The following is a 24,745-nucleotide window of genomic DNA, read 5'->3' as shown; positions in this document are numbered from 1 at the left end:
GTCAAGGTCGCAGCCCCGCCTGTCTACCAGCTCAGGTAAAACATGCCCTTGGCCAGCAGCACAATGGCGACCATGTGTGCGAACAGGCTCAGATGCACCCAGCGGACATAGCGCGCACTCACCGAGCCCCAGCGCATGCGCGCCATGGTCAGCAGAAAATGCACGAGCACACTGGCAGCCAGGATCAGCTTGAGGGTCAACAAGGTGCCGAAAGCAGACGCCGACGGCGCAGCCAGCACTGGCAGGTAACGCAACCAGACCATGCCCAGGCCCGCGCCGAACAGCACCAGCAACACCCACGGCATCAATACCCGGGCACGCTGGCCGACGCCCTGCTCCACCAATACCATCACCCGCGCAGGCAATTGCCGGTGCAGGTGCCCCAGGATCAGCACCTCGAAAAACACCGTACCGATGAAGATCAGCGCGGCGAACAGGTGAGCCACTAGAAACAGGGGGTAAAGCATGGTGGCCTCTCAAGGGGACCGGCCGTTGGGACTTCAGTGTGCGGCCTGGCGCAACGCGTGGCCTTGATACCGATCAAGCGTTGCGACGGCGCGGCTTACAGCAGCGGGATGCTGTAGCTGACGATCAGTCGCGTCTCGTCCTTGTCGGCCGTGTCGTTACCGCGCCACACCGCACCGCGCCAGGTCAGGCCCAGGCCCTTGAACGTGCCCGAGGGGATCACGTAATCGACACGCAGGTCGCGCTCCCACTCGCTGTTATCGCGACGCGCCGCCTGGATGTGGCTACCGTGGATATAGGTCACGCTCGAGCGCAGGCCCGGAATGCCAAGGCTGGTGAAGTCGTAGGCGTAGCTGCCTACCGTGGCCTGTTCCCCGGCATTGACGAACTTCAGCGATTGGGAGTTGGTGATCAGGTACAGCGAACGGCCCTGCCCCTGGTTGATATGGGGGAAGTCACTTTCGCCGGTGGTCTTTTGATAACCGAGGCTCACCGAGTGCCCGTACAGGCCGTAGGTGAACAGCGCACTCCACAGGCGGTTGTCGACCTTGCCGGTGTTGACGCCCGCGCCGTAATACCCCGAGCTGACATAGCCTTCGCCACGCCCGGCGGCGCTGGCGTTCTTGCCGTCGGCGGTGCTGTAGAAATAGCGCAGGTCGGTCTTGAACTGCCCCACCGGCAACTGCCAGTTGTGGATCAGGCCCAAGAAGTGCTGCTGGTAAAAGTTCTCCAGGCTGGCGTAGTAGTACTGCAGTTGCAGTTGCTTGCTGACGGCGTAATCCACCCCGCCGTAGTAGAACTGGTTGCTGAACTTGCCCTTGACCGGATCATTCGCACCGACGATGGACATGCCCTGGCCGTTGCTGGAGTTACGGTCCAGTACCTGCTCGATTTTACCCGCGATCAGGTTGAAGCCTTGCAGGTCCTTGGAGTCCACTTGATAGCCACGGAACGTCTGCGGCAACAGCCGGCCGTCTTCGGTGGTCAGCACGGGCAGCTTGGGCATCAGCGTGCCGGCTTTGAACTGGGTCTGGGAGATGCGCATCTTGCCGGTGGCGCCGGTTTTGCTGAAGTCGTTGGCGGCCTTGCCATCGGACAACGGAAAAACGCTGCCGGGGGTGTTGTCTTCACCGGCCTTGCCTGCGCGCCCCGAGGCGTCCAGGCGCAGGCCGTACATGGCTTGCAGGTCCAGGCCAAAACCGACCAGACCCTCGGTGAAACCGGACTGGTAGTTGAACATGAACGCCTGGCCCCACTCCTTATCCGTAGGGGCCTTGGCGTTACGAGTGTCTTGGTTGTAGTAGAAATTGCGCAGGTCGAGAGTGGCTTTGCTGTCGTCGATAAAACCCGACGCAGCCACCTGCTGCGCAGCGCCAAGAGAGACGGCGAGCGCCATGCAAGTCTTGTGATTCATGAAGGCTCCTGAAAGTAATTGAGGCAACCCGTCACAGCCCAGCCCTGTTCTTTGTAGGTCGGGTGGTGCTGCCTTTAACGGGTGCGCGCACGGTATAGCGTTGGGCGGCCGGGAAATAGTCGCTAAAACCGTCATTCAGTTTTTCATTTTTTGTAACAATCCCACCAGCGCGGCGGCCTCGCCGGGGCTCGCAAGCCCCCACGGGCAGCCGCCTGTGGGCACCTCATGGCACCGGCAACCAACCGCTGAAGCCGTCCCGCCGGGTCAACGGGCACCAGGCGAAGTCCCATGCGGGGGCTGGCAATGCCCGATGTTCGACGAGCGCAAACGCGCGCCCCTTCCAATCGAAGACTTCCGCACCCTGCCAGGCCAGGACCACCCCCTGGGCCAGACTGTCATCGGTGTGCACCCACCGCGCCGCCGCCGCAGCCATGAACGCGTCGATCGGTTCATCGTCGATCTGCGCGCGGTATGACGAGCCCAGCAGCCAGCGGCAGACGTTCAGGTGCCAGGTCCAGTCCTGCGCCGGCTGGTTGCGGTAGGCCCAGGTCATGAAGCTGCGAAACAGGTTCAAGCCTTCGGGTGGGTCGAGCTTGAGCAGTGCCGGGCAGATATCGAACAAGGTGTGCCAATAGGGCAACAGGCGTGCATCCAGATGCACGAAGCTGCGGGAATTGCTCGGGTATTGCGGCCCCGCCGGTTCCGCGCGCAGGCGACGGGACGCCTTGCTGACCAAGCGGCTGGCGCCGGTAGGCAATAGAGGGTTCATAAAACGCACTCACAGTCGTGACGATAAAACGCCTCCTGATCACAGGAAGCCCAAGGCACACGTCAGACTGCGGGGGATGCGCGGGGGTTGGCCGAAGGCCAGGAATAACGCGGCGGCGCCTTGTAGCGCCGGTCATGGGCTGGCCGTGGGGTCTGGCCAAGGCCCAGCAGCCAGGCCAGGCCGATCAGAAACACGATGGCCACGCTCACGGCGGCGCACACCGGGCAGGCAAAGTAGTTCGAGATATTGCCGGACGCCGGGCTGCCCAACCCTTTGTCGGAAAGTGGCGCCTGGCTGCCGTCCACCGAACAGAACGCACCACCTATCCCATTGAGTTGCTGGCCCAACATCTGGCCATGGCCCAAACCGCACACGAACAGGTTCAGCAGGACGCAGACGTACAGGGTCCAGGCGATCAGCGAACGGTCGAAGTGGCGCAATTTCATGGCGCCGACTCTAGCATCGAAGCCCCGAAGGGATGAAGCGCAACGCGCCCCTGTGGCAGAACGTCGCAGATTACGCGCATCGGCCAGGGTTGGTAGACTTGGCGCCCTCCGCGTTTACTCCTTTTCAACGCCTGGCGTATAGATCCAGAGCAAGGCAGGCGCTTCACAGGATGCACAGTTGATGAGTACGTTATTCACCCGCCGCAACGTCCTGACCGGCATGGGCCTGTTGGGTCTGGGCCTGCTGGCCGGTTGTGACAACAGCCCCAAGTTGAATTTCAAGTACGGCAAGGACTTGAGCGACAAGATCATGGGCCGCACCTTCAAACTCAAGAATACCCAGGGTGAAACCGTCACCCTGAGTTCGTACCGTGGCCTGATGCCGGTGGTGTTTTTCGGTTTCACCCAGTGCCCGGCCGTGTGCCCGACCACCCTCGCCCGCGCCGCCCAGGCCAAGAAATTGATGGGCCGCGACGGCGAGATCATGCAGGTGATTTTTATCACCCTCGACCCCGAGCGCGACACGCCGGAGATTCTCGACAAGTACGTCAAAGCCTTCGACCCCAGCTTCGAAGCACTGTACGGCACCCCGGAAGAAATCGCCGTGGCCGCCAAGGAATTCGGGATCTTTTATGAAAAGGTCCCCGCCGGCGACACCTACACCCTGTCCCACACCGCCACCAGTTTCGTGTTCGACACCCGCGGCAACCTGCGCCTGGGCCTGTCGGCATCCCTTACCGCTAAAGAGTGCGCAGAAGACCTGCTCACCGTCATGGAGGTCTGCTAATGACTGCCGTTCAACACCTCAAGCGCACCCTGATCGGCCTGTCCCTGCTGGGCCTTGCAGCGCACGCCAGCGCCCAGGTCCACGTCAGCGACGCATGGGTGCGCGCCACGGTGCCGGGCCAGCCATCCAGCGGCGCGTTCATGACCGTGACGGCCGACAGCGACAGCAAACTGCTGCGCGTCGCCTCGCCGGTGGCCAAGGACGTACAGATCCATGAAATGAGCATGAAGGACGACGTGATGCGCATGGGCCCGGTGGACTCAATCGCCCTGCCCGCAGGCACAGCGGTCAAGCTCGACCCGGACGGTTATCACGTGATGCTGATGGGCCTGACCGGGCAGATCAAGGAAGGCGACCAGGTGCCGCTGACCTTGACCGTGGAAAACGCCAAGGGCGAGCAGCAAAGCGTCGAGGTCAAGGCGGCTGCCCGTGGGTTGGGTGCCATGGACCCTGGCAAGATGCATTGAGGGACACGGGCAGGCTCAATCCACAATGAACAGCTTGGCGCCAACCCGCGTCGATGAGCGATGCCCTTCCATATCATTACCCACCTGATAACTCATCCCGGCCGTCAGCGTGAACTGGCGGCCATCTTCGAGTTCCGTTTGCAACTCACCTTCAAGGCACAGCAGCACATGCCCACGCCAGCACCAGTGATCGGCCAGGTAGCCGGGGGTGTATTCGACCATGCGCACACGGGTAGTGCCAAAGTGGCAAGTGCGCCACCAGGCACTGCCCGTAACGCCGGGATGAAGCTCGGGCTCAAGGATGGACCAATCGGTGATGCCAAACGGGACAGCGGTGAGTTCCATGGTGGGCTCGCTCGTCAGTTAACGTGACTCGACCCTAGCCACTTGGAACGATGCGCGACAGACACAGATCGCCGGCTTTTGCGGGATACAGGCGACCGTGCTGGTTATCCTGGCGCTCCAACGCCCCATTTTTTGCCAGCCCCTCCGTCATCGCGGCCTCACTGAAGCTCAACGGCGCCTCCAGGGGCTTTCCGGTGCGCTCAGCTGAGTCGCTTGACCATCGGAATACACGCCAACTGCAACCCCGACGGCGAGTGATAAATCGCCTCATCGTGCCCCACATATAGGCGGATGTCGAACGCCGCCTGGGCGTCCGCTTGGTTGGCACGCTTGATCTCCAACATCCCTAGCTCCTTCCATGATCTCAACATGCCGTTATCCCACGTGTGCTATTCGACCCGCGCGATATTCCCCAGCCCTTCCAACGCGTGCCAGCAAGAGGTGCTGCGCCTGAGCGCCCAGGGCAAGACCCACTGGGACATCGCCAAGGCCCTGGATCTCTCGCCGTTTACCGTGCGCATTCATGTGTCGTCGCCGCTGCACAGTTTGAAACTGTCGTTGCATGCAGCGCCTGCGGTCAAGTATTCCGGAGAGTTACAGGCGTTTTCGTTGCTGGGGCGAGTGAAGGCAAGGCGGTCGTGCACTCATGCATGCACGACCGGACGACAGCCTGTATTAACGCAGCTGAAACCAGGTGGTTTTCAACTGCGTGTACTTGTCAAAGGCATGCAGCGACAGATCACGACCGAACCCCGATTGCTTGCCGCCACCGAAGGGCACCGCGACATCCAGCGCATCGACGGTATTGACCGAAACAGTCCCGGCATTCAGGGCGCGAGCCACACGGTGGGCGCGGTTGAGGTCATCACTCCATACCGACGCCGCCAGCCCATAGATGCTGTCATTGGCGCGCTGTATTGCCTCTGCTTCCGTATCAAAGGCACTGATGGGTGCGGTCTACGGCAATATGGGTCTTCTCGACCAACTCGTCCAACTCCGCGCGCGTGGCCACCAATGCCGGCGCCATGATCATTCGCCCGAGTGTCGAGCGGATGATCACGCCCTCTTCAAAGCCAAAGGTGCGGCACTGCCAGGCCAGGTCGTTTTCATTGTCGAAGCGTTTGCGCGTGGTCTTGTCCTCGGCAAACTGCAAGGCTGCCAGCAGTCCGGCGCCCTGGATCTCGCCGATCATGGGGTGGTTGTCGAACACCTCGTGGAGGATGCTCTGCAAGTACGGCCCGGTGTCGTCCTTCACCTGGCGCACGATGCCTTCATCGCGCAGGGCCTTGAGGTTGGCCAGCGCCACCGCCGCCGCCACTGGGTGGCCGGAATAGGTCAGCCCGTGGGCAAACACGCCGCCGCGCTCCACCAGCGCTTCGGCCATGCGTTTGCTCAGCACCAGGCCACCCATCGGCATGTAGCCGGACGTCAGCCCTTTGGCGATGGACAAGGTGTCCGGCTCGAAGCCGAAGTGTTGATGGGCGAACCACTCGCCGGTACGGCCAAACCCCCCAATCACCTCATCGGCGCACAGCAGCACATCATATTGACGGCAGATGCGCTGGATCTCGGGCCAATAGCTTTGCGGCGGAAAAATCATGCCACCGGCGCCCTGGAACGGCTCCGCGATAAAGCCCGCGACGTTCTCAGCGCCCAGCTCAAGAATTTTCTCTTCCAACTGCCGGGCACAGCGATGGCCGAATTCAGCGGGGGTCAGCTCGCCTCCATGAGCGTACCAATAAGGCTCGTCAATGTGTGCGACGTCAGGAATCAGGCCGCCCATCTCGTGCATGAACTTCATGCCGCCCAGCGCAGAAGCCGCCAGGGTGGAGCCGTGATAGCCGTTCCAGCGCCCGATCATGATCTTTTTCTGCGGCTGGCCGACCACTTGCCAGTAGCGGCGCACGGTACGGATCAACACCTCGTTGGCCTCGGAGCCGGAGTTGGTATAGATCACGTGACTGTAGTGGCTCGGCAACAGGCTGAAGAGCAGCTCCGACAGCTCGATCACCGCCGGGTGGGTAGTGTGAAAGAACATGTTGTAGTAGGCCAACTGGTCCATCTGCGCCGCGGCGGCAGCGGTCAAGTCCTTGCGGCCGTAACCCAGCTGGGTACACCACAAGCCGGACATGCCGTCCAGGTAGCGCGTGCCTTCGCTGTCCCACAGGTACAGCCCCTCACCACGCACCATCACACGCGGGCCTTCGGCATTCAGCGCCTTTTGGTCCACAAACCCATGGATATGGTGGGCTGCATCGGCCTTCTGATAGTCCTTGGTCAGACGGTTCGGTTGAGCGGGTAGATTCATGGCTTTTCTCTCTTGTTAGTGATGATGCAAGGAGGAGCAACGCCGCTCAGCGGTTCTTGCTCATGTAGCTTTCAAGGGGGTCTTTGCTCAGCACGCCCTGGGCTTCGGCCAACGAGTCGATAAACAAGGCAAACAGTTCCGACTGTGCGCAGATGTCGAGCTTGGTGTAGATGTGTTTGCGGTGGGACTTGATCGTATCCTCCGAGACTTCAAGGCGCTCGGCCAGCGAGCGGGTGGAATGCCCGCGCAGGATCAGTTGAGCGATGCGGCATTCACGCTCGGTCAATATCGATGAGCCGAAGTTGTTGAGCGCCGCGTGAATACGCTGTTCCAACACGTTTTCGAAGCGGGCACCGTGGGCATCCAGGCCAACGAATTGCTTACCCAATACCGCCAGCACCCAGGGCGCAATACGCTTGAACTGCTGGGTGGTGGCGGCGTCGAGTTTTTGCGTAAAGGCCAGTGAAACCGCCAGGCTCGACCCGTTGCTCGACTGCAGGATGTAGTTGAGTTCATCCTCCAGGTGCGAGTGGCGGTAGAACGACTGGAAGTACTCGCTGAGCTCAAAGTGATCGGGGGCGACGTCGGCGAGGTCGTAACAGCCTGAGCGGACGCCTTCCACGCACGCGCCGTAAAAGGGGTCGAGCAAATAGAAGCCGGACAAGTACTGGCGCACATTACCTTGTGGCAACCACGGCCCTTCCAACTCGAACAGCGCGCTGGGCATGCCGCCGCGCGGGTAAAAATACAGCGTCGTGGCCTGAATCGGCTGGATATAACCGAGGGCCTCGAACAAGGTGGCGGCGAAGCCCGCTTGCCCGAGGCTCTCGGTCACCCGGGCCATCTGTTCGAACCATTGCACTGAAGAAAGCCGGTCGTTTTCCACTTCAAAGACTCGCTCAAAGAACTGCAGGAATGGTCACACACCTACCCCGTCATCGAAATCACCCGATAGGGTGAGGTTGCATCCGATATTTATGCTCACTTCCCAGCTTAATAATATTTTATTAAAAACCGCCCGCCCCCTACCTTGAAGTCATGCCCAAGCTGAATCCAACTGCATTACGCAAGGACAGACACATGACGCAAGCAATCACACAAACAGACACCCTGGTGGTGGGCGCCGGCCAAGCCGGCGTGGCCATGAGCGAGCATTTGAGCAAGCAAGGCGTGCCGCACCTGGTGCTGGAACGCAGCCGGATCGCCGAGCGCTGGCGCACCGCGCGCTGGGACTCGTTGGTGGCCAACGGGCCGGCCTGGCATGACCGTTTTCCCGGCCTGGCGTTCGAAGGTGTGGCCCCCGATGCGTTCGCGCCGAAAGAGCGCGTGGCGGATTACTTTGAAGCCTATGCACGCCAGTTCAATGCGCCAATCCGCACTGGCGTGGAGGTGACCTCTGTAGTGCGCAATGAGGGTCGCCCAGGCTTTACCGTACACACCAGCGACGGCGTGATCGAAGCCAACCGCGTGGTGGCGGCGACCGGGCCGTTCCAGACGCCGGTAATTCCGGCGATTGCGCCTAAAGACACCGCGCTGCATCAGATTCACTCCGCCGACTACCGCAACCCGGCGCAGTTGCCGACCGGCGCCGTGCTCGTGGTGGGTGCAGGCTCCTCCGGCGTGCAGATCGCCGATGAGCTGCAACGCTCCGGTCGCCAGGTGTACCTGTCGGTCGGCGCCCACGACCGCCCGCCTCGCGCCTATCGCCAGCGCGATTTCTGCTGGTGGCTCGGTGTGCTGGGCGAATGGGACCAGGCGGCGATGAAACCTGGCCGCGAACACGTGACCATTGCCGTCAGCGGCGCCCACGGCGGCAAGACCATCGACTTCCGTGAACTGGCCCTGCAAGGCATCACCCTGGTCGGGCTCACCCAGTCGTTCAACGGCAGCGTGGCGACCTTCCAAGCCAACCTGGTGGAAAACCTGGCACGCGGCGATGAGAACTACCTGGCCCTGCTGGATGCGGCGGATGCGTATATCGAGCGCAACGGCCTCGACCTGCCCGTGGAGCCCGAAGCCCGGCGCGTCTTCGCCGATGCCGAGTGCGTGAAACAGCCGATCCTGGAACTGGACCTGGCCCGGGCCGGCATCACCTCGATCATCTGGGCCACCGGTTTTGCCGTGGATTACAGCTGGTTGAAGGTCGATGCGTTCGATGCCGCCGGCAAGCCGCAGCACCAGCGCGGCGTGTCCAGCGAAGCCGGCATCTACTTCCTCGGCTTGCCCTGGCAGTCGCGCCGTGGCTCGTCGTTTATCTGGGGCGTGTGGCACGACGCCAAGTACCTGGCCGACCACATCGCCACCCAGCGTCAGTACCTCGAGTATCGCGTCGCGGCCCCGGTCGTTCGCCCGTCCCCTGTCAGCGCCTGATCATTTTCCCCGGAGTTTTTTGATGCCTACCCACACGCGTATCCGCATGTTCAACACCCAGCAAACCTACCCCAACCAGAGCCTGGACAACGACCTGTGCCAGGCCGTGCGCGCCGGCAACACCGTGTATGTACGCGGCCAGGTCGGCAGCGATTTCGACGGTAACCTGGTGGGCCTCGGCGACCCGCGTGCCCAGGCCGAGCAGGCCATGCGCAACGTCAAGCAACTGCTGGAAGAAGCCGGCAGCGACCTCAGCCATATCGTCAAGACCACCACCTACCTGATCGACCCGCGCTACCGCGAGCCGGTGTACCAGGAAGTCGGCAAATGGCTTAAAGGCGTGTTTCCGATTTCCACCGGGCTGGTGGTATCGGCCCTCGGCCAGCCGCAGTGGCTGATGGAAATCGATGTGATCGCCGTGATTCCCGAGTAAGGAGCCGCACATGACCTTTTCAATCGTCGGCCGTTGCGCCGACACCGGCCAACTGGGCATTGCCATCAGCTCTTCGAGCATCGCCGTGGGCGCACGCTGCCCCTGGCTGCGGCCCGGTGTCGGGGCAGTCGCGACCCAGAACATCACGCTACCGGCACTCGGCCCGGACGTGCTCGACCTGCTGCAACAAGGCCTGGCCCCCGCCGCTGCGATCGACCAGGCGTTGACCCGCAACGGCTACAGCCAATACCGCCAACTGACTGCGATCGATCACCTGGGCCGCAGCGTGCATTTCAGCGGCAGCCAAACCCTCGGCAAGCACCACGCCGTGTCGGGCGAACAGTGCGTCGCGGCCGGCAATATGCTCGCCGACCGTGCGGTGATCGAGGCGATGGTCCAGGCCTTCGAGCAAGGCGAAGGCCAACTGGCCGATCGACTCTTGGCCGCACTGCATGCTGCCATCGCCGCCGGTGGCGAAGCCGGCCCGGTGCATTCGGCCGCGTTGCAGGTGGTGGGCGAGCTGACCTGGCCGATCATCGACCTGCGGGTGGATTGGGCCGACACCAACCCGATCGGCCAACTGCACACGCTGTGGGACGCCTATCGCCCACAGGTGCAAGCCTACATCGACCGCGCCCTGACGCCGGACCGCGCGCCCGGCTATGGCGTCGCCGGGGACGAACGATGAGCCGCAGCCGCGCGTTGTTGCAGACGCTGGTGGGGTTCGATACCACCAGCCGCGAATCCAACCTGCGGTTGATCGCCTTTGTGCGCGATTACCTGGCGAGTCACGGCGTGGCCAGCGAGCTGATCTACAACGAGGCCCGCACCAAGGCCAACCTGTTTGCCAGCATTGGCCCGGTGGAGCTGCCCGGGATTGTGCTGTCCGGGCATACCGACGTAGTGCCGGTGGATGGCCAGCCGTGGAGCGTGCCGCCGTTTGAATTGACCGAGCGTGACGGCAAGCTGTTTGGCCGGGGCACTGCGGACATGAAGGGCTACATCGCCTGTGTGCTGGCCCTGGTGCCGGCGCTGGTCGCGGCCACTTTGCGGCGGCCGGTGCATATCGCCCTCTCCTACGACGAGGAAGTCGGTTGCCTGGGCGTGCGCTCGTTACTCAGCGTGCTGGCGCAGCGGCCGGTGAAGCCGATGCTGTGCATCATCGGCGAGCCGACCGAACTCAAGCCGGTGCTCGGCCACAAAGGCAAACTGGCGATGCGCTGCGATGTCCACGGCGCGGCCTGCCATTCGGCGTATGCGCCCCATGGCGTGAATGCAATCGAGCATGCCGCCGAATTGATCGGCGAGCTGGGACGCATCGGACAGCGCCTGCAAGACCAGCAGGATGCGCGGTTTGATCCGCCGTTCAGCACGGTGCAGACCGGGGTGATTGGCGGGGGCAAGGCGCTGAACATCGTGCCCGCCGATTGCCAGTTTGATTTTGAGATCCGCGCGCTGCCGGGCCAGGCCCCGCAAGCAGTGGCTGATGAGTTGCGCGCCTACGCCGAGCAACAGGTATTGCCGCGCATGCAGGCGGTGAGCGCGCAGAGTGCGATTCGCTTTACTGAGTTGTCGGCGTATCCGGGGCTGATGACTGATCAGCAGAGCGAGGCTGCCGAGTTGATCGCGGCATTTTGCGGCTCGCGAGCGTTCGGCACGGTAGCGTTTGGCACCGAGGGCGGCTTGTTCGACGCGGCGGGCATTCCCACGGTGGTATGCGGGCCTGGCAGCATGGACCAGGGGCATAAGCCGGACGAGTTTGTGAGCGTGGCGCAGTTGGCGCAGTGTGATCAGATGTTGCAAAGACTGCTGAACTCGCTGCGTTGACCGCCCCTCTGCGGTGCGGACGACATAACCTGCATCAATCGCCGCCCGCAGCTGACGGAACCGTATTTGAAGGCTGCCCACATAGGGAAACGGCTAATAGCCGTTTTCACTTCAACAGCCTTTGAGTATTGACCATGATAGGAATTCCACCGCACTCGCCGTCGAACAGCCCGCTCAACGCTGCGCCACCCGAAGAGTTGCGTATGCGCCCCCAAGCAGGTGCGCCTGACCGGGAAACCATACGCATGGGCGTAAGAGAAGAGGACGCATACCGCACGCTGGATACCTTTTTTGACGTGGCAGAAGCTAACGGCATCAACGATCTGAACCCGCACCACGGCAAGCCCTACTTCGATAACAACTTGAACCCGCCGGGCAACGTGGTGCCGCTGTCCGTGCACTTCCGCCCGGACCGTCCGGATGACACCTACAGCCCGGAGCACTTGAAGGCGGTCAACAACTTCGGCACGCAACTCGACGCACGGCTGAAGCAACTGAACATCCAAAACGTCGGACCCAGCGAGTAATCCCATCGCTGATCAGGGTTAACGCCTGCATGACTCAGCACAGCCAGGCCGATGCGTTGTCGGCCCTGGCTTGAGCGCGCCGATCAGGCGAGCAAACGCGCCAGCTCCTCGCGGCAGTAATCGACGAACAACTGCACCGGCTTGGTCAGTGGTGCGCGGCGCAACCACACGGCGGACAAGCCCGAACCGGTGACGGTTTCCGCCAGCGGCAGGCACACGACTTTCTGGCCGTCATAGGTGTACTCGGTAAACGGCCTGGTCACCAGGATCGAAAAGCCAAACCCGCGCCCCACCATGCCCCGTACCATCTCGATCGACGGCGAGCTGAACACGATGTTCGGCGTCAACCCACGCTCTTCAAAGATGCTCACGAAGTACGTGCGGCTCGGCAGTACATCCAGCAGGATCATCGGCTCCAGCACCAGGTCCGCCAGCGACACCTTGGCCTGCTGCGCAAAGCGATGATCAGCCGGCAGCAACGCATACGGCTGCTGCGGCGGCATCAACGGCGTGGTCTCGATGGTGGCGCCCAGGTCATGCTCGAACAGCATCGCCACGTCGATACTGCCAGCGGTCAGCGCTTGCACCAACTCTTGTTGCTCGCCATCGCGAATGCGGATTTCCACCCCTGGCCAGCGCGCCTTGAAACCGGCGATCAAGCGCGGCAGGTACAACGGTGCGACGGTCTCAAAGCAGCCGATATCGATCTGCCCCGCCACCACGTCATTGTCGGCCAGGGCGTTCTGTTCGAACTCGTGGGCCACCCGCAGCAGCTCCAGCGCCTTGCGATAAAACCGTGCGCCGCTGGGGGTGAGCGACACGCCCTGGGCGTGATGGCGGATGAATAGCTGCACGCCAAAGCTATCTTCCAACTGCTTGATCGCGGTGGACACCGACGGTTGCGCGATATACAGCTTGCGCGACGCCTCGGCGACGCTGCCGCACTCGGCCGTGGTGACGAAATATCTGAGCTGGCGCAGGTTATAGGCAGCCATCGGGCCCTCCGCAAATGTGGGACTTCGCCCCAAAACACAAGCAGGCAACATACCGGAGCGCATGGCCACGCGAGATACTTTTTTTAAGGTCTATAGCAACAAACTTACTAATTTACCTCCCCGCACCCATTGCAGATGATCACTCCAACAACAAAGCGCCGCTGAGCGGCGCACAGCGAAGTACGTCAACGTACTCACCTTGCCTTGGAGCTCGTCATGGTTACCACTGCAACATCATCCGCCCCGCTTATCGAAAAACACACGATTGGATACGTGCCCCCACAAGATCGCCACGGAAAGGTAAGAGACCTGTTCACCCTGTGGTTCGGCGGCAACATCGCGCCGTTGCCGATCGTCACGGGTGCGCTGGGCGTGCAACTGTTCCACCTCAACCTGATCTGGGGCATCGTCGCCATCCTCGTCGGCCACCTGGTCGGCGGCGTGCTGATGGCACTGCACTCGGCCCAGGGCCCGCAAATGGGCATCCCGCAAATGATCCAGAGCCGCGCACAATTCGGCTCCCTCGGCGCGTTGCTGGTGGTGGTGATCGCCGGGGTCATGTACATCGGTTTCTTCGCCTCCAACATCGTACTCGCCGGTAAATCCCTGCACGGCGTGGTCGACAGCGTGCCGGTGCCGGTGGGCATCGTGATCGGCGCCATCGGCTCCGGGATCATCGGCATCATCGGCTATCGCTTCATCCACGTGCTCAACCGCATCGGCACCTGGGTGCTGGGCGCGGGGATCGTGCTCGGCTTCGGCTACATCTTCACGCATGTGCAGACCACGGACTTTCTGACCCGCGGCAGCTTCAACCTCTCCGGTTGGCTGGCCACCGTGTCCCTGGCCGCACTGTGGCAGATCGCGTTCGCGCCCTACGTCTCCGACTACTCGCGCTACCTGCCGGCCGACGTACCCGTCGCCGCCACCTTCTGGACCACCTACCTGGGCTCGGCCCTGGGTTCGAGCCTGTCATTCATCTTCGGCGCCGTCGCCGTGCTCGCCACCCCGGTAGGCATGGACACCATGGACGCGGTCAAACTCGCCACCGGCGCCATCGGCCCGCTGATGCTGGTGCTGTTTTTGCTCAGCGTGATCAGCCATAACGCGCTCAACCTGTACGGCGCGGTGCTGTCGATCATCACCCTGGTGCAGACCTTCGCCTACCGCTGGATCCCCACCGCGAAAAGCCGCGCCGTGATCTCGATCATCGTGCTCGCGGCCTGCTCGGTTGCCGCGGTATTCGCCTCGAAAGACTTTATCGGCCACTTCGTCGACATGGTCCTGGTGCTGCTGGTGGTCCTGGTGCCATGGACGGCGATCAACCTGATCGACTTCTACGCGATCCATAAGGGCAAGTACGACATCGCGTCGATCTTCCGCGTGGACGGCGGGATTTACGGACGCTACAACCCCCAGGCGCTGCTGGCGTATGCGGTGGGGATTGCGGTGCAGATTCCGTTCATGAACACGCCGCTGTACGTGGGGCCGATTTCGGAGCACATCAACGGCGCGGATTTGTCGTGGGTGGTGGGGTTGGTGGTGACGTCGCCGTTGTATTTCTGGTTGGCGAGTCGGGACAGTGCGTATAAGCGGCGGATGGATGCGGGGACGTTGGTGGGTGAGGTTTGATTCAGGCGGCCTTATAGCCGACCTGATACTGAAAGCCGAACTCGGTCAAAAATGTGGGAGGGGGCTTGCCCCTCCCACATTTCTGACCGAGTTCGGCTTTTGCTCTGGCCAAGCCACAAGAGAACTGCATTGCCCGCAAAAAATCCCGCTTGCCGAAGCTCACCCTGTGGGAGCCATCCAACCCCAGCGAGGCCGCGATGGCGACGCTATTGACACCCCGCTATGATGTGGCCCTTCGCTTAACACCCCAGGAATCCGCATGCCCGCCCTCACCTTCCGCAACGCCCTCCCCAGCGACGCCGCCCGTTGCTTTGACATCGAAATCAGCGCCTACGAAGGCGACGAAGCCGCAACCCTGGAAAAGATCGCCACGCGCATTGCGTTGTACCCGCAAGGCTTTTTGATCCTGGAGGCAGATGGCGAGGTGGTGGGCTTCATCAACAGCGGCTGCGCCCACAAGGTGGTGATGTCAGATGAGGCGTTCAAGGAGTTGGTCGGGCATTCGGCCGAGGCACCGAATGCGGTGATCATGTCGGTGGTGGTCGCTCCGGCGCACCAGGGCAAGGGTTATTCCACCGCGTTGATGCGCGAGTTCGTGCAGCGCATGCGCGCGATGGGCAAGCAAACCCTTCACTTGATGTGCAAAGACCGCCATGTCGAGTTGTACACACGCATGGGCTACCGCTATGTGCAACCGTCGGCGTCGGATCATGGCGGGATGGCGTGGCATGAGATGGTGATGGACCTTTAGGTCGGCGCCGCGTGGGGCGCATTTATGTGTCAAAACATCTAACCGTCAGCGAACGCCCAGTCGGCAAATGTATTTCAACCCGAAAAACCCCTATCTGCATGCCCAACATCTGACGCTACTCCTGACGCGGCGCAGTCTGACCCAGACACGCCCTACAGCCACGTCGCGCATTCTGTGGATGCGTCCAGCGCCGGTTTTAACCAGTTACATCCGCCCGAATTCACCTTATTGAGCGCCCCTTCATGACTCGGTAGCCTGCCGATGCGATCAACCAGACCGGGGTCTGGCGGATCTTTTCATTCCCCATCTACGAGGTGTACTCATGTCTTCCATCGGCGGTTCCAACCTATACCCCGCGCTTTACCCGGCGTCAGACGCAAGCAGGTTCAATAACGACAATTCAAGCCACAACTCACAGGGTCCAACGAAAGGGAATGACATCCTGATAGCCAAACCGGGCGGCTACGATAACGACGCTCCACGCCATAACCCGCTGGATAGCACGGCCGGGGACGATGCCGAGGTCTTCGATCCGAATACCCAAAGCTGGCAACCCACCCAGGCAGCCGGCAACGGCCAATACGCCCCGCTTGGCGATCCTTACCGCGAGGCCATCGATTTCGAGATCAAGCCCGATAACATGGGCGGCTGGCAGCGGGCGTAAGGCAACTGGCGGGCTGGGGCGGTTTCATCCTCCCCAGTTCCGCCCCGCCAGCACGCCATAGGGCTGTCGCGCGGTGCTACCCTCGGCGTCGGATCACAGCGGGATGGCGTGGCACGCAAGGCTCAGTAACGATCAGCGCCGCTCATTTTAAGTCCGGGGAAGGAACTGCAACGTGATCATCGCAAGACCGCTCACCTTTCAACAGGCGTTGAAAAAGAACCTCAAACGGGTGCTGACCTTCTGGGCGCCGCTCAGCGTTATTTTTACCGGACCGGGCGCCCTGCTGGGGTTTTATACGTTGTCGAGCTAGGCGACTGCTATAGGTCGTCTCGACGTGATGGCCGCCGCACTCGAGGCCAAAGGAACAATCGGCCTACTGCGTGCTCACCCAAAGCAGCAACGCGATTCGCGTCCCCAAAAAGTCGCAGCCGGCAACCTCTACGGTAACGACACCCGCAAACACCACAGGAATTCGCGTAGGAAATCCTACGGCAGACGCAACGAAAAAAGCATAAAGTCTGCCTCCAGGGACAGAGTCAAGGCTCAGCACAACAAGGAATCCAGCGCGATGCAGCACCCCCTCATTGAAATCAGCGACCAACCCAACCCCGACGCCGAACGCATCCTTGCCAACGGCCTGGCGGCGTTCAACGAACAAGCCACCGGCTACCATGACCGACGCCCGCTGACGGTGCTGGTCAAAGACCCGCACACCCAGCAAGTGCTCGGCGGCATCACCGGCCGGAGCGCATTCGGCATGGCCTTCCTCGACCTCTTCCACCTACCCGCCACGTTGCGCGGTGCAGGCATCGGCAGCCAATTGCTGCACGCATTCGAAGACGAAGCCCGGCGCCGGGGTTGCCGCAATGCCGTGCTCTACACCATCAGCTTCCAGGCGCCGGGGTTCTATGAGAAGAACGGCTGGGTGCGGTTTGGCGAAATACCCTGTGAACCCGAGGGCAGCAGCCGGGTGTTTCTGTCTAAACAGCTGTGAGATTCAAGCGTTTACTCGTTGGAAATCAACGTGCCGGTACCGACAGGCGGATAGATGATTTCCTGGGTATCCAGGTTCTTGATGCTCGAATAGGTGTGGTATTGGGTGCTGTAGTTCGGCCCGATGCCCTTGGTGCTTGCGGTCAGGCGGTAGGTCACCACGTAACGCTGGCCGGCCTTGAACTCCACGTCGTCCGCGCCGTTGTTGCAGAACGCACCACCGGTGCCGAGGGCATTCATCGACACGTTGCACCAACGTAGCGAATGTTTGCCGGGGGCCAGTTTCAGGGCTTGTTCGCCGGTGACGTTGAGGATCGAGTGGCGACCCGCACCAGGCAATGGCACACCGTCGACTTCCATCGCCAGGGCCAGGCGGTGAAACGGCACGCCCAGCTCACGTTCACGCCAGGTGTCGAAGTACACCAGCGCGGCGTCGGGCGCGCCATTGGAGAGGTCGACAGGCTGGAGCTTTTCCGGGGCCCAGTCGCCCTGATAGTTTTTGTAGTGGTAGTCGGAGCAGGCGCCAAGCAGTGGCAAGGTGAGTACGGCAGTGAGCTTCAGCCATTTCATCGGGTAACGGTCCTTGTGGGTGATGATAGCCTATCGACATCACCACTGATTTCTTTAGGCAATCGATACGCCATCCTGAAGCAGACCTTACGCCCGACACCCTGCTGACCCTCGGCATCGACCAGCAAGGCACCGGGTTCCACGGCGTACCGCGCAGCCTGCAACTGGCGACTAAATCGGACTTCCCGGCTGACGGCCCTCGCCGTCTGTGCAATGATCCTCCCTCGATCTCTCGAGGGATGGAGCCACCGCCATGTCGCTGAACACTGCCACTCACCCCGCACAAGCGCCGCGCTTCTGGCGCGACGAGCGCTTGCCGTTCATCGAAGCGCGGACCATCGCCGATGGGCGTAAGGTCACCTACACCCGCCACGCCCACGAGCATTTCTCCATCGGCGCGATCACCACCGGGTGCAGCGATTACCACTACGGTGCGGACACCTTTCAGATCAGTGCCGGCACGGTGGTGTTGATGAACCCCGGCGATGTGCATGCGTGCAACCCGATCCACGACCAGCCCTGGTCGTATCACATGCTCTACCTCGACACCCCCTGGCTGACGGACCTGCAACACCAATTGGGTTTCAGCACCGACCAGGGTTATCGACCGTTCAATACGCCCTATACCCGCGATCCGGTGTTGTACAACGGCCTGATCGAACTGTACCGGGTGCTGCTGGATGAGCAGGCCGAACTGCTGCAAAAACAGAGCGTGCTGGTGAGTTACTTCAGTGAGGTGCAGCAGCGCCTGAACCCTTCGAACACGCCGGTGCGGGAGGTCAACCACAAGTTGGAGCGCGCCGCTGAGTACATCCGCGAACACTGCACTCAGGCCTTGAAACTCGAAGACATTTGCTTGGCGGCCGAGCTGTCGCCGTCTTATCTGATCCGCGCGTTCAAGCTGTATTACGGCCTGACGCCCCATGCGTTCCTGGTGAACCGGCGCATCCAGTTTGCCCGCACCCAATTGCGCAACGGCGAACTGATCGCCGACGTGGCCCTGGCCGCCGGCTTTGCCGACCAGGCGCACTTCCAGCGCACCTTCAAGCAGCACTTCGCCGCCACGCCGGGGCAGTACCGCGACTTGCTCAAGCCATCAGCAAATAACCCACACTGGCCACCAGCAACGCGGCCATCGAACGGTTGAACACCCGCACGCCCTGCGGGTTGCCGAGGTAACGTCGCAAGAACGTGCCGGCATAGGCCCAGCACGCCACCGACAGATAGCAGATCACCAGGTAGAGCGCCGCAAACAGCCACACTTGCCTGGCGTCGCCATCGGCGACAAACAACCCCATCCCCGCCACGCAGGCCAGCCAGGCTTTGGGGTTAAGCCATTGCATGATCGCGCCGTAGAGCATCGACGGCGCCGTTGCGGTGCCTTCGGCGTCCAGGCGGCCATCGTCCACCGCGAGTTTCCAGGCCATGTACAGCAGGAAAGCGACCCCGCCCCACTGAATCAACTGGGTCAGGATGGGCCAGCGCACCAGCACTTCATGCAGCCCCAGGCCGATCAGCACCAGCAACAGCGTGAAGCCGGCGGCGGCGCCGAACACGTGTTTCTGGCTGGCGGCAAACCCGAAGCGTGCGCCCGAACTGAGGGCGACCACATTCACCGGCCCCGGTGTGATGGAAGTGGCCAACGCGAAGGCGGCCATGGAAAGGATCAAGCTCATTGCGGTTCCTTGTTGTGGTGATGAACAAGGGCCACGGTAAACACCCCGACGAGCCGGGTATTGAAGAAAATACCCCTGCTACTCGCCGGTCATGCGTTCCAGGCTGTTGCTCAGGTGCAACAACATGGCGGCGCGGGCGGCGTCGGGGTCCTGGCGGCGGATCGCCTTGAGGATCGCCTCGTGTTCCAGGTTGGCCAACTGGCCCAGCTTCATCAGGTCGATATCGCCGCGCTCCTCGGCATTGATGCGCGTGCGCGGGATCACCGAGTTGCCCAAGTGATAAATCACATCGGTGAAGTAGCTGTTGCCGGTGGCCTGGGCAATCAACTGATGGAAGCGCACGTCGGGTTCGACGCTGCTGTCATTGTTGGCCAGCGAGGCCTGGTAGTCGTCGAGGGCCTGGCGCATGAGCTGCAACTGCGCCTCGCTGCGACGCAACGCAGCCAGGGCAGCGGCCTGGGTTTCCAGGCCAAGGCGCAACTCAAGAATGCCGCGCACGCTGACGGCGGTGTCGTGGTTCAGTTGCAGGCCCTGGCGCTGGTCCCGCTCAAGCACAAAGGTGCCCACCCCATGCCGGGTTTCCACCAGCCCCGCCGCCTGCAACTTCGACAACGCCTCACGCACCACCGTGCGACTGACGCCGTACTCGCCAACGATGGCCGACTCGGAGGGCAGCTTTTCGCCCGGCGCCATTTGGCCGAGGAGAATGCGCTGGGTCAACGTAGTGACGATGTCATGGGCAAGGCCCTGGGAGCGCTTGCGGGGGGCGTCGGTGTGCATCGGTCATTCCATGGGTTAGGCCCGGCCAATACTAACACCTCCACCGACCACCTACTTGTATGACAACAAACAAATTCCACTATGTCTGGCCACGATTTTTGTGGGAGTAGGCTTGCCTTGGATTGCGTCGACGCGGTTGAAATCAAGCACAATGACGCCTAATCCTTAGGAAATAAAGCTCCCACAGCGCACTCATACTGCCGAAATTTACGTTGCTACATGGAAAAAAGCAGTTGTATGATGTCCATCAAGTTGTCAGACATCTCCGGCAGCCCTGAACCCATCCCCGCACAACAATAATCCGTGGGAGTTCTACCCCGTGACCGCTTCCAGCCCTGCGACAGCTGCGCCCGCCCTCGACCCCGTCCTGGCCCGCGCGATCAAGAAAGTGAAGCAGCATGTGCTGCCATTGTTCGTGATCATGTTCATCGTCAACTACATCGACCGCGTCAACATCGGCTTTGTACGCACTCACATGGAACACGACCTGGGCATCGGCGCGGCCGCCTATGGTTTCGGTGCCGGCTTGTTCTTTATCGGCTATGCCTTGTTCGAAGTGCCCTCCAACCTGCTGCTGCAAAAAGTCGGCGCGCGTATCTGGCTGACCCGCATCATGTTCACCTGGGGCATCACCGCGACGCTGATGGCCTTTATCCAGAACGAAACCCACTTCTACATCCTGCGTTTTCTGCTGGGCGTGGCCGAGGCCGGGTTCTTTCCGGGCGTGATCTACTACTTCACCCGCTGGCTGCCTGGGGTGGAACGCGGCAAGGCGATTGCGATCTTCCTCAGCGGCTCGGCCCTGGCCTCGCTGATCTCCGGCCCACTGTCCGGCGTGCTGCTGCAAATCAACGGGCTGGGCCTGCACGGCTGGCAATGGATGTACATCATCGAAGGCATGGCCTCGGTGCTGTTGTGCTTTTTCGTGTGGTTCTGGCTCGACTCCAAACCCCACGATGCCAAATGGCTCAGCCGCGCAGAACAGGACGCGCTGGTCGGCGAGATCGAGCGCGAACAACGCGAGCGTGACGCCGCCAACACGGTCAAGCCAACCCTGGGCACGCTGCTCAAGGACCGCCAGATCATGCTGTTCTGCGCCCTGTATTTCTGCATCCAACTGACCATCTATGCCGCCACGTTCTGGCTGCCGAGCATCATCAAGAAGATGGGCGACCTGAGTGACATCCAGGTGGGCTTCTACAACTCCATCCCCTGGCTGATTTCGATCATCGCCATGTACTCGTTCGCGGCCCTGGCCGGCAAGTACAAGCACCAGCAGGCGTGGGTGGCCACGGCGCTGTTGATTGCCGCAGCGGGGATGTTTTTCTCCACCACCGGTGGGCCGATCTTTGCCTTTGTCGCCATCTGTTTTGCGGCGATTGGGTTCAAGTCGGCGTCCTCGCTGTTCTGGCCGATTCCCCAGGGCTACCTGGATGCGCGCATCGCGGCGGCAGTGATCGCACTGATCAATTCCATCGGCAACCTCGGCGGGTTTGTCGCACCCACCACCTTCGGGTTTCTGGAGCAGACCACCGGGTCGATCCAGGGCGGTTTGTATGGGCTGGCCGGCACCTCGATCCTCGCGGCGATCCTGGTGTTCTTCGCCAAGACCCGGCCCGGCGCCCAAAGCCCGAGCGTGCTGCACCCCGCCCCCGTCTTGAGCAAATAAGGAAGCGTTTTCATGAACACAGAACATCAGCACCACGCCAGCCACGCCCCAATCGTCACCCACCTGCAAGTGATCCCGGTGGCCGGCCACGACAGCATGCTGCTCAACCTCAGCGGCGCCCACGGGCCGTTTTTCACGCGCAATATCGTGATCCTCAAGGACAGCGCCGGGCACATCGGCGTGGGCGAAGTACCGGGCGGCGAACGCATCCGCGAAACCCTGGAAGACGCACGCAGCCTGGTGATCGGCAAACCGATCGGCGAGTACCAGAGCATCCTCAATGCCATGCGCCGCACCTTCGCCGCCCGCGACAGCGCGGGTCGCGGCCTGCAGACGTTTGACCTGCGCATCACCATCCACGCCGTCACCGCGATGGAAGCGGCGCTGCTCGACCTGCTCGGCCAATTCCTCGAAGTGCCAGTGGCCGCCCTGCTCGGCGAAGGCCAGCAGCGCGACGCGGTGAAGATGCTCGGCTACCTGTTCTATATCGGCGACCGCCAGCAGACCGACCTGGCCTACCGCAGCGAAGCCGACGGCGACGATTGGTTTCGCCTGCGCCATGAACCGGCCCTGACCCCGGACGCCATCGTGCGCCTGGCCGAAGCCGCCCAGGCCAAGTACGGTTTCAACGACTTCAAGCTCAAGGGCGGCGTGTTGCGCGGCGCCGAAGAAATCGAAGCGGTCACCGCCCTGGCCGAGCGCTTCCCCGACGCACGCATCACCCTGGACCCGAACGGCGCCTGGTCACTCAAGGAAGCCATCGCCCTGTGCCGCGACCAACATCACGTATTGGCCTACGCCGAAGACCCGTGCGGCGCGGAAAACGGCTATTCGGGCCGCGAAGTCATGGCTGAATTCCGCCGCGCCACCGGCCTGCCTACCGCCACCAACATGATCGCCACCGACTGGCGCGAAATGGGCCACGCGATCCAGTTGCAATCGGTGGACATCCCCCTCGCCGACCCGCACTTCTGGACGATGCAAGGCTCGGTGCGCGTCGCGCAGATGTGCCATGAATGGGGCCTGACCTGGGGCTCGCATTCCAACAACCACTTCGATATTTCCCTGGCGATGTTTACCCAGGTGGCGGCCGCCGCACCGGGCGCTATCACCGCGATCGACACCCACTGGATCTGGCAGGACGGCCAGCGCCTGACCAAGGCGCCGTTGCAGATTGTCGACGGTCACATCCAGGTGCCGACCAAACCAGGCCTGGGTGTAGAGATCGACATGGACGCCGTGGCCCAGGCCCACGAATGCTACAAAGGCATGGGCCTGGGCGCGCGCAATGACAGCGTGGCCATGCAGTTCCTGATTCCCGGTTGGAGTTTCGATAACAAGCGCCCGTGCCTGGTGCGCTGAGCGCCGATCCCGGCCAGCCCGGCCGACCTCAACCGTGGATCAACGAAACGTGCGCGCCCACCCCGGCGCGCACGCCCTCGGCCACCGCCAGCGCCACGGAACCGGCGGCAAGGGACGCATCGCCACAGGCAAACACCCCGGCCACGGAGGTCTGGCGGGTTTCGTTGGTGTGCAGGTACGGGCCGGTAGGGCCGTCGGCCAGCGCACAGCCCAACTGCTCGGCCAAGGGGCTGAGGCGAGTGCGGGACATCGTGAATACGCCGTCCAGTTGAATCACGCGACCATCAGCCAGTTCCAGATCCACGCGCTCGCCGCTGATCCGCGTCACCGCCGTGTGCTCCACGCGAACCCCGCGCCGATCCAACTGCGCCTGTTGCTCTGCATCCGGGGTGAACACGCCATTGGTGAACAAGGTGGTGGTGCCCCAGTCCGGCAACATCAGCGCATGGTGCATCGCCAGCGGCGAGGTGGCCAACACACCGATGCGGCCTTGATCCAGCTCATAGCCATGGCAGTAAGGGCAATGGAACACGTGCTTGCCCCAGCGTTCCGCCAAGCCTTCGAGAGCGGGCAATTCGTCCACCACCCCGGTGGCGAGGATCAGGCGGCGGGCCTTGAACTCTGCGTTGCACTGCGTGCGCACGCTGAAACCACCTTGCACCGGGCCGGCCTGGATCGCGCTGTCCTGCACCCAGGTGACGCTCGGATATTCCATCAATTGACTGCGACCTTCGGCGGCAATGACGTCCGGCGCCTCGCCGTCTTGGCCGAGAAAGCCATGGGCGGTGGCGGCAAACCGATTGCGCCGCTGCCCCGCGTCGATCACCAGAACCTTGCGTCGCGCCCGCGCCAACTGCAGGCCGGCGGACAAGCCAGCATAGCTGCCGCCCACGATAATGACGTCATGCATCATGAAAGTGCCCCTTGTCAGGTGCGCACGGTCATCCGCGCGCTTTCACGACACACCATAAGTTACGTAAAAATAGCGCGTCAAGTGTCTCGCAACTTTTTGGGTTACAAAGGATACTTTCGACCCAATCGACTTGAGGTTTTTTGATGAGAAACGACACCCGCCTCTCGCGCATGCTGCATGTACTGATCCATATGGACCGCCATAAAGCGCGCGCCACCTCGGAGACCATCGCGCAGATGCTCGGCACCAACCCGGTGGTGGTGCGGCGCACACTGGGGCTGCTCAAGGAAAAAGGCTATGTACGCTCGGAAAAAGGCCATCAGGGCGGCTGGACGCTGGGCAAACCCTTGAGTGAAATCACCTTGCTGGATATTCACAATGCCTTGGGCACACCGTCGATATTCGCCATCGGACTGTCCACCGACCACCCGCAATGCCTGGTGGAACAGGCAGTGAACGCGGCGCTGAGCGACGCGTTCGACCAGGCCCAGGCTCTGTTACTGGCGCGGCTGGGGGATGTGACGCTGGCGCAGTTGGCCGAAGATTTCGACGAGCGTTGCCGCCTCGCCCCGGCGCCCTGAT

At 62.1% G+C, this 24,745-nt stretch carries 29 protein-coding genes and 2 pseudogenes; 17 read left to right on the top strand and 14 right to left on the bottom strand.

Annotated elements, in window-relative coordinates:
- Positions 1-23 precede the first annotated feature (23 nt).
- From J2Y83_RS10795 to J2Y83_RS10780, 4 genes are all read right to left on the bottom strand, one after another.
- Positions 24-467, bottom strand: a complete 444-nt coding sequence (locus J2Y83_RS10795; protein ID WP_247405576.1) for a CopD family copper resistance protein — start codon at positions 465-467, stop codon at positions 24-26.
- A 95-nt stretch (positions 468-562) separates the two neighbouring features.
- Entirely contained in the window at positions 563-1,879 is a 1,317-nt protein-coding gene (locus J2Y83_RS10790; protein ID WP_253395083.1) for an OprD family outer membrane porin, read from the bottom strand.
- A 223-nt stretch (positions 1,880-2,102) separates the two neighbouring features.
- On the bottom strand, positions 2,103-2,648 hold the full coding sequence (locus tag J2Y83_RS10785) for a putative natural product biosynthesis protein (RefSeq protein WP_253395081.1): 546 nt from the start codon (positions 2,646-2,648) through the stop codon (positions 2,103-2,105).
- Positions 2,649-2,710: 62 nt separating this feature from the next.
- The gene (locus J2Y83_RS10780; RefSeq protein ID WP_253395079.1) at positions 2,711-3,094 is read right to left on the bottom strand and encodes a DUF2946 domain-containing protein; all 384 of its coding nucleotides are present in this window, start codon (positions 3,092-3,094) and stop codon (positions 2,711-2,713) included.
- 181 nt (positions 3,095-3,275) lie between these two features.
- Here J2Y83_RS10780 and J2Y83_RS10775 point away from each other — a divergent pair, with 181 nt between their 5' ends.
- Both J2Y83_RS10775 and J2Y83_RS10770 read left to right on the top strand, forming a co-directional pair.
- Positions 3,276-3,881 carry an SCO family protein gene (locus tag J2Y83_RS10775; protein ID WP_253395077.1) on the top strand — a complete coding sequence of 202 codons (606 nt, stop codon included), beginning with the start codon at positions 3,276-3,278 and terminating at the stop codon, positions 3,879-3,881.
- On the top strand, positions 3,881-4,348 hold the full coding sequence (locus tag J2Y83_RS10770; RefSeq protein ID WP_253395076.1) for a copper chaperone PCu(A)C: 468 nt from the start codon (positions 3,881-3,883) through the stop codon (positions 4,346-4,348). The genes J2Y83_RS10775 and J2Y83_RS10770 overlap by 1 nt, the downstream gene beginning before the upstream one ends.
- Before the next feature lie 15 nt (positions 4,349-4,363).
- Here the strand turns inward: J2Y83_RS10770 and J2Y83_RS10765 are convergent, their stop codons facing one another.
- Together J2Y83_RS10765 and J2Y83_RS29845 are read right to left on the bottom strand one after the other, a co-directional pair.
- Entirely contained in the window at positions 4,364-4,693 is a 330-nt protein-coding gene (locus tag J2Y83_RS10765) for a DHCW motif cupin fold protein (RefSeq protein WP_253395075.1), read from the bottom strand.
- Positions 4,694-4,893: 200 nt separating this feature from the next.
- Positions 4,894-5,037, bottom strand: coding sequence for a hypothetical protein (locus J2Y83_RS29845; RefSeq protein ID WP_373423809.1), 144 nt, complete (start codon positions 5,035-5,037; stop codon positions 4,894-4,896).
- Positions 5,038-5,125: 88 nt separating this feature from the next.
- Between J2Y83_RS29845 and J2Y83_RS10755 the strand changes: the two are divergent.
- Positions 5,126-5,287, top strand: a pseudogene (locus J2Y83_RS10755) (LuxR C-terminal-related transcriptional regulator); the annotation flags it as partial.
- Between the two features lie 81 nt (positions 5,288-5,368).
- Here the strand turns inward: J2Y83_RS10755 and J2Y83_RS10750 are convergent.
- The 3 genes and pseudogenes from J2Y83_RS10750 to J2Y83_RS10740 form a co-directional block, all read right to left on the bottom strand.
- Positions 5,369-5,641 (bottom strand): annotated as a pseudogene (locus J2Y83_RS10750) (aldehyde dehydrogenase family protein); the annotation flags it as partial.
- Positions 5,628-7,001 (bottom strand): aspartate aminotransferase family protein, encoded by a 1,374-nt coding sequence (locus tag J2Y83_RS10745; RefSeq protein ID WP_253395074.1) that lies wholly within the window; start codon positions 6,999-7,001, stop codon positions 5,628-5,630. The gene J2Y83_RS10745 and the pseudogene J2Y83_RS10750, both read right to left, overlap by 14 nt.
- A 46-nt stretch (positions 7,002-7,047) precedes the next feature.
- Positions 7,048-7,845 carry a helix-turn-helix transcriptional regulator gene (locus J2Y83_RS10740; protein WP_253400371.1) on the bottom strand — a complete coding sequence of 266 codons (798 nt, stop codon included), beginning with the start codon at positions 7,843-7,845 and terminating at the stop codon, positions 7,048-7,050.
- A gap of 194 nt (positions 7,846-8,039) precedes the next feature.
- On the opposite strand from J2Y83_RS10740, the gene J2Y83_RS10735 reads away from it, so the two are divergent.
- From J2Y83_RS10735 to J2Y83_RS10715, 5 genes are all read left to right on the top strand, one after another.
- Positions 8,040-9,371, top strand: a complete 1,332-nt coding sequence (locus J2Y83_RS10735) for a flavin-containing monooxygenase (protein WP_373423808.1) — start codon at positions 8,040-8,042, stop codon at positions 9,369-9,371.
- A gap of 22 nt (positions 9,372-9,393) precedes the next feature.
- Entirely contained in the window at positions 9,394-9,804 is a 411-nt protein-coding gene (locus J2Y83_RS10730) for a RidA family protein (RefSeq protein ID WP_253395072.1), read from the top strand.
- Positions 9,805-9,814: 10 nt separating this feature from the next.
- On the top strand, positions 9,815-10,492 hold the full coding sequence (locus J2Y83_RS10725) for a DUF1028 domain-containing protein (protein WP_253395071.1): 678 nt from the start codon (positions 9,815-9,817) through the stop codon (positions 10,490-10,492).
- A complete protein-coding gene (gene argE / locus J2Y83_RS10720) occupies positions 10,489-11,631 on the top strand; it encodes an acetylornithine deacetylase (RefSeq protein ID WP_253395070.1) in 1,143 nt (380 codons plus the stop codon). Before J2Y83_RS10725 ends, argE begins: the two co-directional genes overlap by 4 nt.
- A 203-nt stretch (positions 11,632-11,834) precedes the next feature.
- Positions 11,835-12,158 (top strand): hypothetical protein, encoded by a 324-nt coding sequence (locus J2Y83_RS10715; RefSeq protein ID WP_253395069.1) that lies wholly within the window; start codon positions 11,835-11,837, stop codon positions 12,156-12,158.
- An 83-nt stretch (positions 12,159-12,241) separates the two neighbouring features.
- Here J2Y83_RS10715 and J2Y83_RS10710 read toward each other — a convergent pair whose 3' ends face one another.
- Positions 12,242-13,153 carry a LysR substrate-binding domain-containing protein gene (locus J2Y83_RS10710; RefSeq protein ID WP_247396955.1) on the bottom strand — a complete coding sequence of 304 codons (912 nt, stop codon included), beginning with the start codon at positions 13,151-13,153 and terminating at the stop codon, positions 12,242-12,244.
- 216 nt (positions 13,154-13,369) lie between these two features.
- On the opposite strand from J2Y83_RS10710, the gene J2Y83_RS10705 reads away from it, so the two are divergent.
- The 5 genes from J2Y83_RS10705 to J2Y83_RS10685 all read left to right on the top strand — a co-directional run bounded on the left by J2Y83_RS10705 (position 13,370) and on the right by J2Y83_RS10685 (position 17,194).
- Complete coding sequence (locus J2Y83_RS10705) at positions 13,370-14,785, top strand: purine-cytosine permease family protein (protein ID WP_253395067.1); 1,416 nt, start codon at positions 13,370-13,372, stop codon at positions 14,783-14,785.
- A gap of 259 nt (positions 14,786-15,044) precedes the next feature.
- Positions 15,045-15,536 carry a GNAT family N-acetyltransferase gene (locus tag J2Y83_RS10700; protein ID WP_253395065.1) on the top strand — a complete coding sequence of 164 codons (492 nt, stop codon included), beginning with the start codon at positions 15,045-15,047 and terminating at the stop codon, positions 15,534-15,536.
- 322 nt (positions 15,537-15,858) lie between these two features.
- On the top strand, positions 15,859-16,200 hold the full coding sequence (locus tag J2Y83_RS10695; protein ID WP_253395063.1) for a hypothetical protein: 342 nt from the start codon (positions 15,859-15,861) through the stop codon (positions 16,198-16,200).
- A gap of 172 nt (positions 16,201-16,372) precedes the next feature.
- Positions 16,373-16,510, top strand: a complete 138-nt coding sequence (locus J2Y83_RS10690) for a hypothetical protein (protein WP_253395062.1) — start codon at positions 16,373-16,375, stop codon at positions 16,508-16,510.
- A 258-nt stretch (positions 16,511-16,768) separates the two neighbouring features.
- Positions 16,769-17,194 carry a GNAT family N-acetyltransferase gene (locus J2Y83_RS10685; protein ID WP_253395061.1) on the top strand — a complete coding sequence of 142 codons (426 nt, stop codon included), beginning with the start codon at positions 16,769-16,771 and terminating at the stop codon, positions 17,192-17,194.
- Between the two features lie 11 nt (positions 17,195-17,205).
- On the opposite strand, the gene J2Y83_RS10680 is transcribed toward J2Y83_RS10685, so the two are convergent.
- Positions 17,206-17,763 (bottom strand): hypothetical protein, encoded by a 558-nt coding sequence (locus tag J2Y83_RS10680; RefSeq protein ID WP_253395060.1) that lies wholly within the window; start codon positions 17,761-17,763, stop codon positions 17,206-17,208.
- A gap of 253 nt (positions 17,764-18,016) precedes the next feature.
- Between J2Y83_RS10680 and J2Y83_RS10675 the strand changes: the two genes are divergently transcribed.
- Positions 18,017-18,910, top strand: coding sequence for an AraC family transcriptional regulator (locus J2Y83_RS10675; protein ID WP_253395059.1), 894 nt, complete (start codon positions 18,017-18,019; stop codon positions 18,908-18,910).
- Here the strand turns inward: J2Y83_RS10675 and J2Y83_RS10670 are convergent.
- Both J2Y83_RS10670 and J2Y83_RS10665 read right to left on the bottom strand, forming a co-directional pair.
- Entirely contained in the window at positions 18,852-19,439 is a 588-nt protein-coding gene (locus J2Y83_RS10670) for a LysE family translocator (protein WP_247396973.1), read from the bottom strand. The two genes, J2Y83_RS10675 and J2Y83_RS10670, sit on opposite strands and share 59 nt — an antisense overlap.
- 78 nt (positions 19,440-19,517) lie before the next feature.
- Positions 19,518-20,219 carry a FadR/GntR family transcriptional regulator gene (locus J2Y83_RS10665; RefSeq protein ID WP_253395058.1) on the bottom strand — a complete coding sequence of 234 codons (702 nt, stop codon included), beginning with the start codon at positions 20,217-20,219 and terminating at the stop codon, positions 19,518-19,520.
- A gap of 319 nt (positions 20,220-20,538) precedes the next feature.
- Here J2Y83_RS10665 and J2Y83_RS10660 point away from each other — a divergent pair, with 319 nt between their 5' ends.
- Together J2Y83_RS10660 and gudD are read left to right on the top strand one after the other, a co-directional pair.
- Positions 20,539-21,888: an MFS transporter gene (locus tag J2Y83_RS10660; protein WP_253395057.1), complete on the top strand. Its 1,350-nt coding sequence runs from the start codon at positions 20,539-20,541 to the stop codon at positions 21,886-21,888.
- A 12-nt stretch (positions 21,889-21,900) separates the two neighbouring features.
- A complete protein-coding gene (gene gudD, locus J2Y83_RS10655; RefSeq protein WP_253395055.1) occupies positions 21,901-23,250 on the top strand; it encodes a glucarate dehydratase in 1,350 nt (449 codons plus the stop codon).
- A gap of 28 nt (positions 23,251-23,278) precedes the next feature.
- Here the strand turns inward: gudD and J2Y83_RS10650 are convergent, their stop codons facing one another.
- Positions 23,279-24,163 (bottom strand): NAD(P)/FAD-dependent oxidoreductase, encoded by an 885-nt coding sequence (locus tag J2Y83_RS10650; protein ID WP_253395053.1) that lies wholly within the window; start codon positions 24,161-24,163, stop codon positions 23,279-23,281.
- A 143-nt stretch (positions 24,164-24,306) separates the two neighbouring features.
- Between J2Y83_RS10650 and J2Y83_RS10645 the strand changes: the two genes are divergently transcribed.
- On the top strand, positions 24,307-24,744 hold the full coding sequence (locus J2Y83_RS10645) for an Rrf2 family transcriptional regulator (protein WP_253395051.1): 438 nt from the start codon (positions 24,307-24,309) through the stop codon (positions 24,742-24,744).
- Position 24,745 lies beyond the last annotated feature (1 nt).

The sequence above is a fragment of the Pseudomonas marginalis genome, assembly GCF_024169655.1.
Lineage (GTDB): Bacteria > Pseudomonadota > Gammaproteobacteria > Pseudomonadales > Pseudomonadaceae > Aquipseudomonas > Aquipseudomonas paraveronii.
This window is presented reverse-complemented; position numbering and strand designations above follow the sequence as displayed.

Coding starts and splice junctions, on each gene's coding strand:
- J2Y83_RS10645 (WP_253395051.1), top strand. CDS start 24,307: ATGAGAAACGACACCCGCCTCTCGCGCATGCTGCATGTACTGATCCAT.
- J2Y83_RS10790 (WP_253395083.1), bottom strand. CDS start 1,879: ATGAATCACAAGACTTGCATGGCGCTCGCCGTCTCTCTTGGCGCTGCG.
- J2Y83_RS10740 (WP_253400371.1), bottom strand. CDS start 7,845: ATGGCCCGGGTGACCGAGAGCCTCGGGCAAGCGGGCTTCGCCGCCACC.
- J2Y83_RS10745 (WP_253395074.1), bottom strand. CDS start 7,001: ATGAATCTACCCGCTCAACCGAACCGTCTGACCAAGGACTATCAGAAG.
- J2Y83_RS10725 (WP_253395071.1), top strand. CDS start 9,815: ATGACCTTTTCAATCGTCGGCCGTTGCGCCGACACCGGCCAACTGGGC.
- J2Y83_RS10685 (WP_253395061.1), top strand. CDS start 16,769: ATGCAGCACCCCCTCATTGAAATCAGCGACCAACCCAACCCCGACGCC.
- argE (WP_253395070.1), top strand. CDS start 10,489: ATGAGCCGCAGCCGCGCGTTGTTGCAGACGCTGGTGGGGTTCGATACC.
- J2Y83_RS10765 (WP_253395075.1), bottom strand. CDS start 4,693: ATGGAACTCACCGCTGTCCCGTTTGGCATCACCGATTGGTCCATCCTT.
- J2Y83_RS10780 (WP_253395079.1), bottom strand. CDS start 3,094: ATGAAATTGCGCCACTTCGACCGTTCGCTGATCGCCTGGACCCTGTAC.
- J2Y83_RS10670 (WP_247396973.1), bottom strand. CDS start 19,439: ATGAGCTTGATCCTTTCCATGGCCGCCTTCGCGTTGGCCACTTCCATC.
- J2Y83_RS10730 (WP_253395072.1), top strand. CDS start 9,394: ATGCCTACCCACACGCGTATCCGCATGTTCAACACCCAGCAAACCTAC.
- J2Y83_RS10785 (WP_253395081.1), bottom strand. CDS start 2,648: ATGAACCCTCTATTGCCTACCGGCGCCAGCCGCTTGGTCAGCAAGGCG.
- gudD (WP_253395055.1), top strand. CDS start 21,901: ATGAACACAGAACATCAGCACCACGCCAGCCACGCCCCAATCGTCACC.
- J2Y83_RS10665 (WP_253395058.1), bottom strand. CDS start 20,219: ATGCACACCGACGCCCCCCGCAAGCGCTCCCAGGGCCTTGCCCATGAC.
- J2Y83_RS29845 (WP_373423809.1), bottom strand. CDS start 5,037: ATGTTGGAGATCAAGCGTGCCAACCAAGCGGACGCCCAGGCGGCGTTC.
- J2Y83_RS10650 (WP_253395053.1), bottom strand. CDS start 24,163: ATGATGCATGACGTCATTATCGTGGGCGGCAGCTATGCTGGCTTGTCC.
- J2Y83_RS10715 (WP_253395069.1), top strand. CDS start 11,835: ATGCGCCCCCAAGCAGGTGCGCCTGACCGGGAAACCATACGCATGGGC.
- J2Y83_RS10735 (WP_373423808.1), top strand. CDS start 8,040: ATGCCCAAGCTGAATCCAACTGCATTACGCAAGGACAGACACATGACG.
- J2Y83_RS10795 (WP_247405576.1), bottom strand. CDS start 467: ATGCTTTACCCCCTGTTTCTAGTGGCTCACCTGTTCGCCGCGCTGATC.
- J2Y83_RS10770 (WP_253395076.1), top strand. CDS start 3,881: ATGACTGCCGTTCAACACCTCAAGCGCACCCTGATCGGCCTGTCCCTG.
- J2Y83_RS10700 (WP_253395065.1), top strand. CDS start 15,045: ATGCCCGCCCTCACCTTCCGCAACGCCCTCCCCAGCGACGCCGCCCGT.
- J2Y83_RS10705 (WP_253395067.1), top strand. CDS start 13,370: ATGGTTACCACTGCAACATCATCCGCCCCGCTTATCGAAAAACACACG.
- J2Y83_RS10675 (WP_253395059.1), top strand. CDS start 18,017: ATGTCGCTGAACACTGCCACTCACCCCGCACAAGCGCCGCGCTTCTGG.
- J2Y83_RS10695 (WP_253395063.1), top strand. CDS start 15,859: ATGTCTTCCATCGGCGGTTCCAACCTATACCCCGCGCTTTACCCGGCG.
- J2Y83_RS10775 (WP_253395077.1), top strand. CDS start 3,276: ATGAGTACGTTATTCACCCGCCGCAACGTCCTGACCGGCATGGGCCTG.
- J2Y83_RS10680 (WP_253395060.1), bottom strand. CDS start 17,763: ATGAAATGGCTGAAGCTCACTGCCGTACTCACCTTGCCACTGCTTGGC.
- J2Y83_RS10710 (WP_247396955.1), bottom strand. CDS start 13,153: ATGGCTGCCTATAACCTGCGCCAGCTCAGATATTTCGTCACCACGGCC.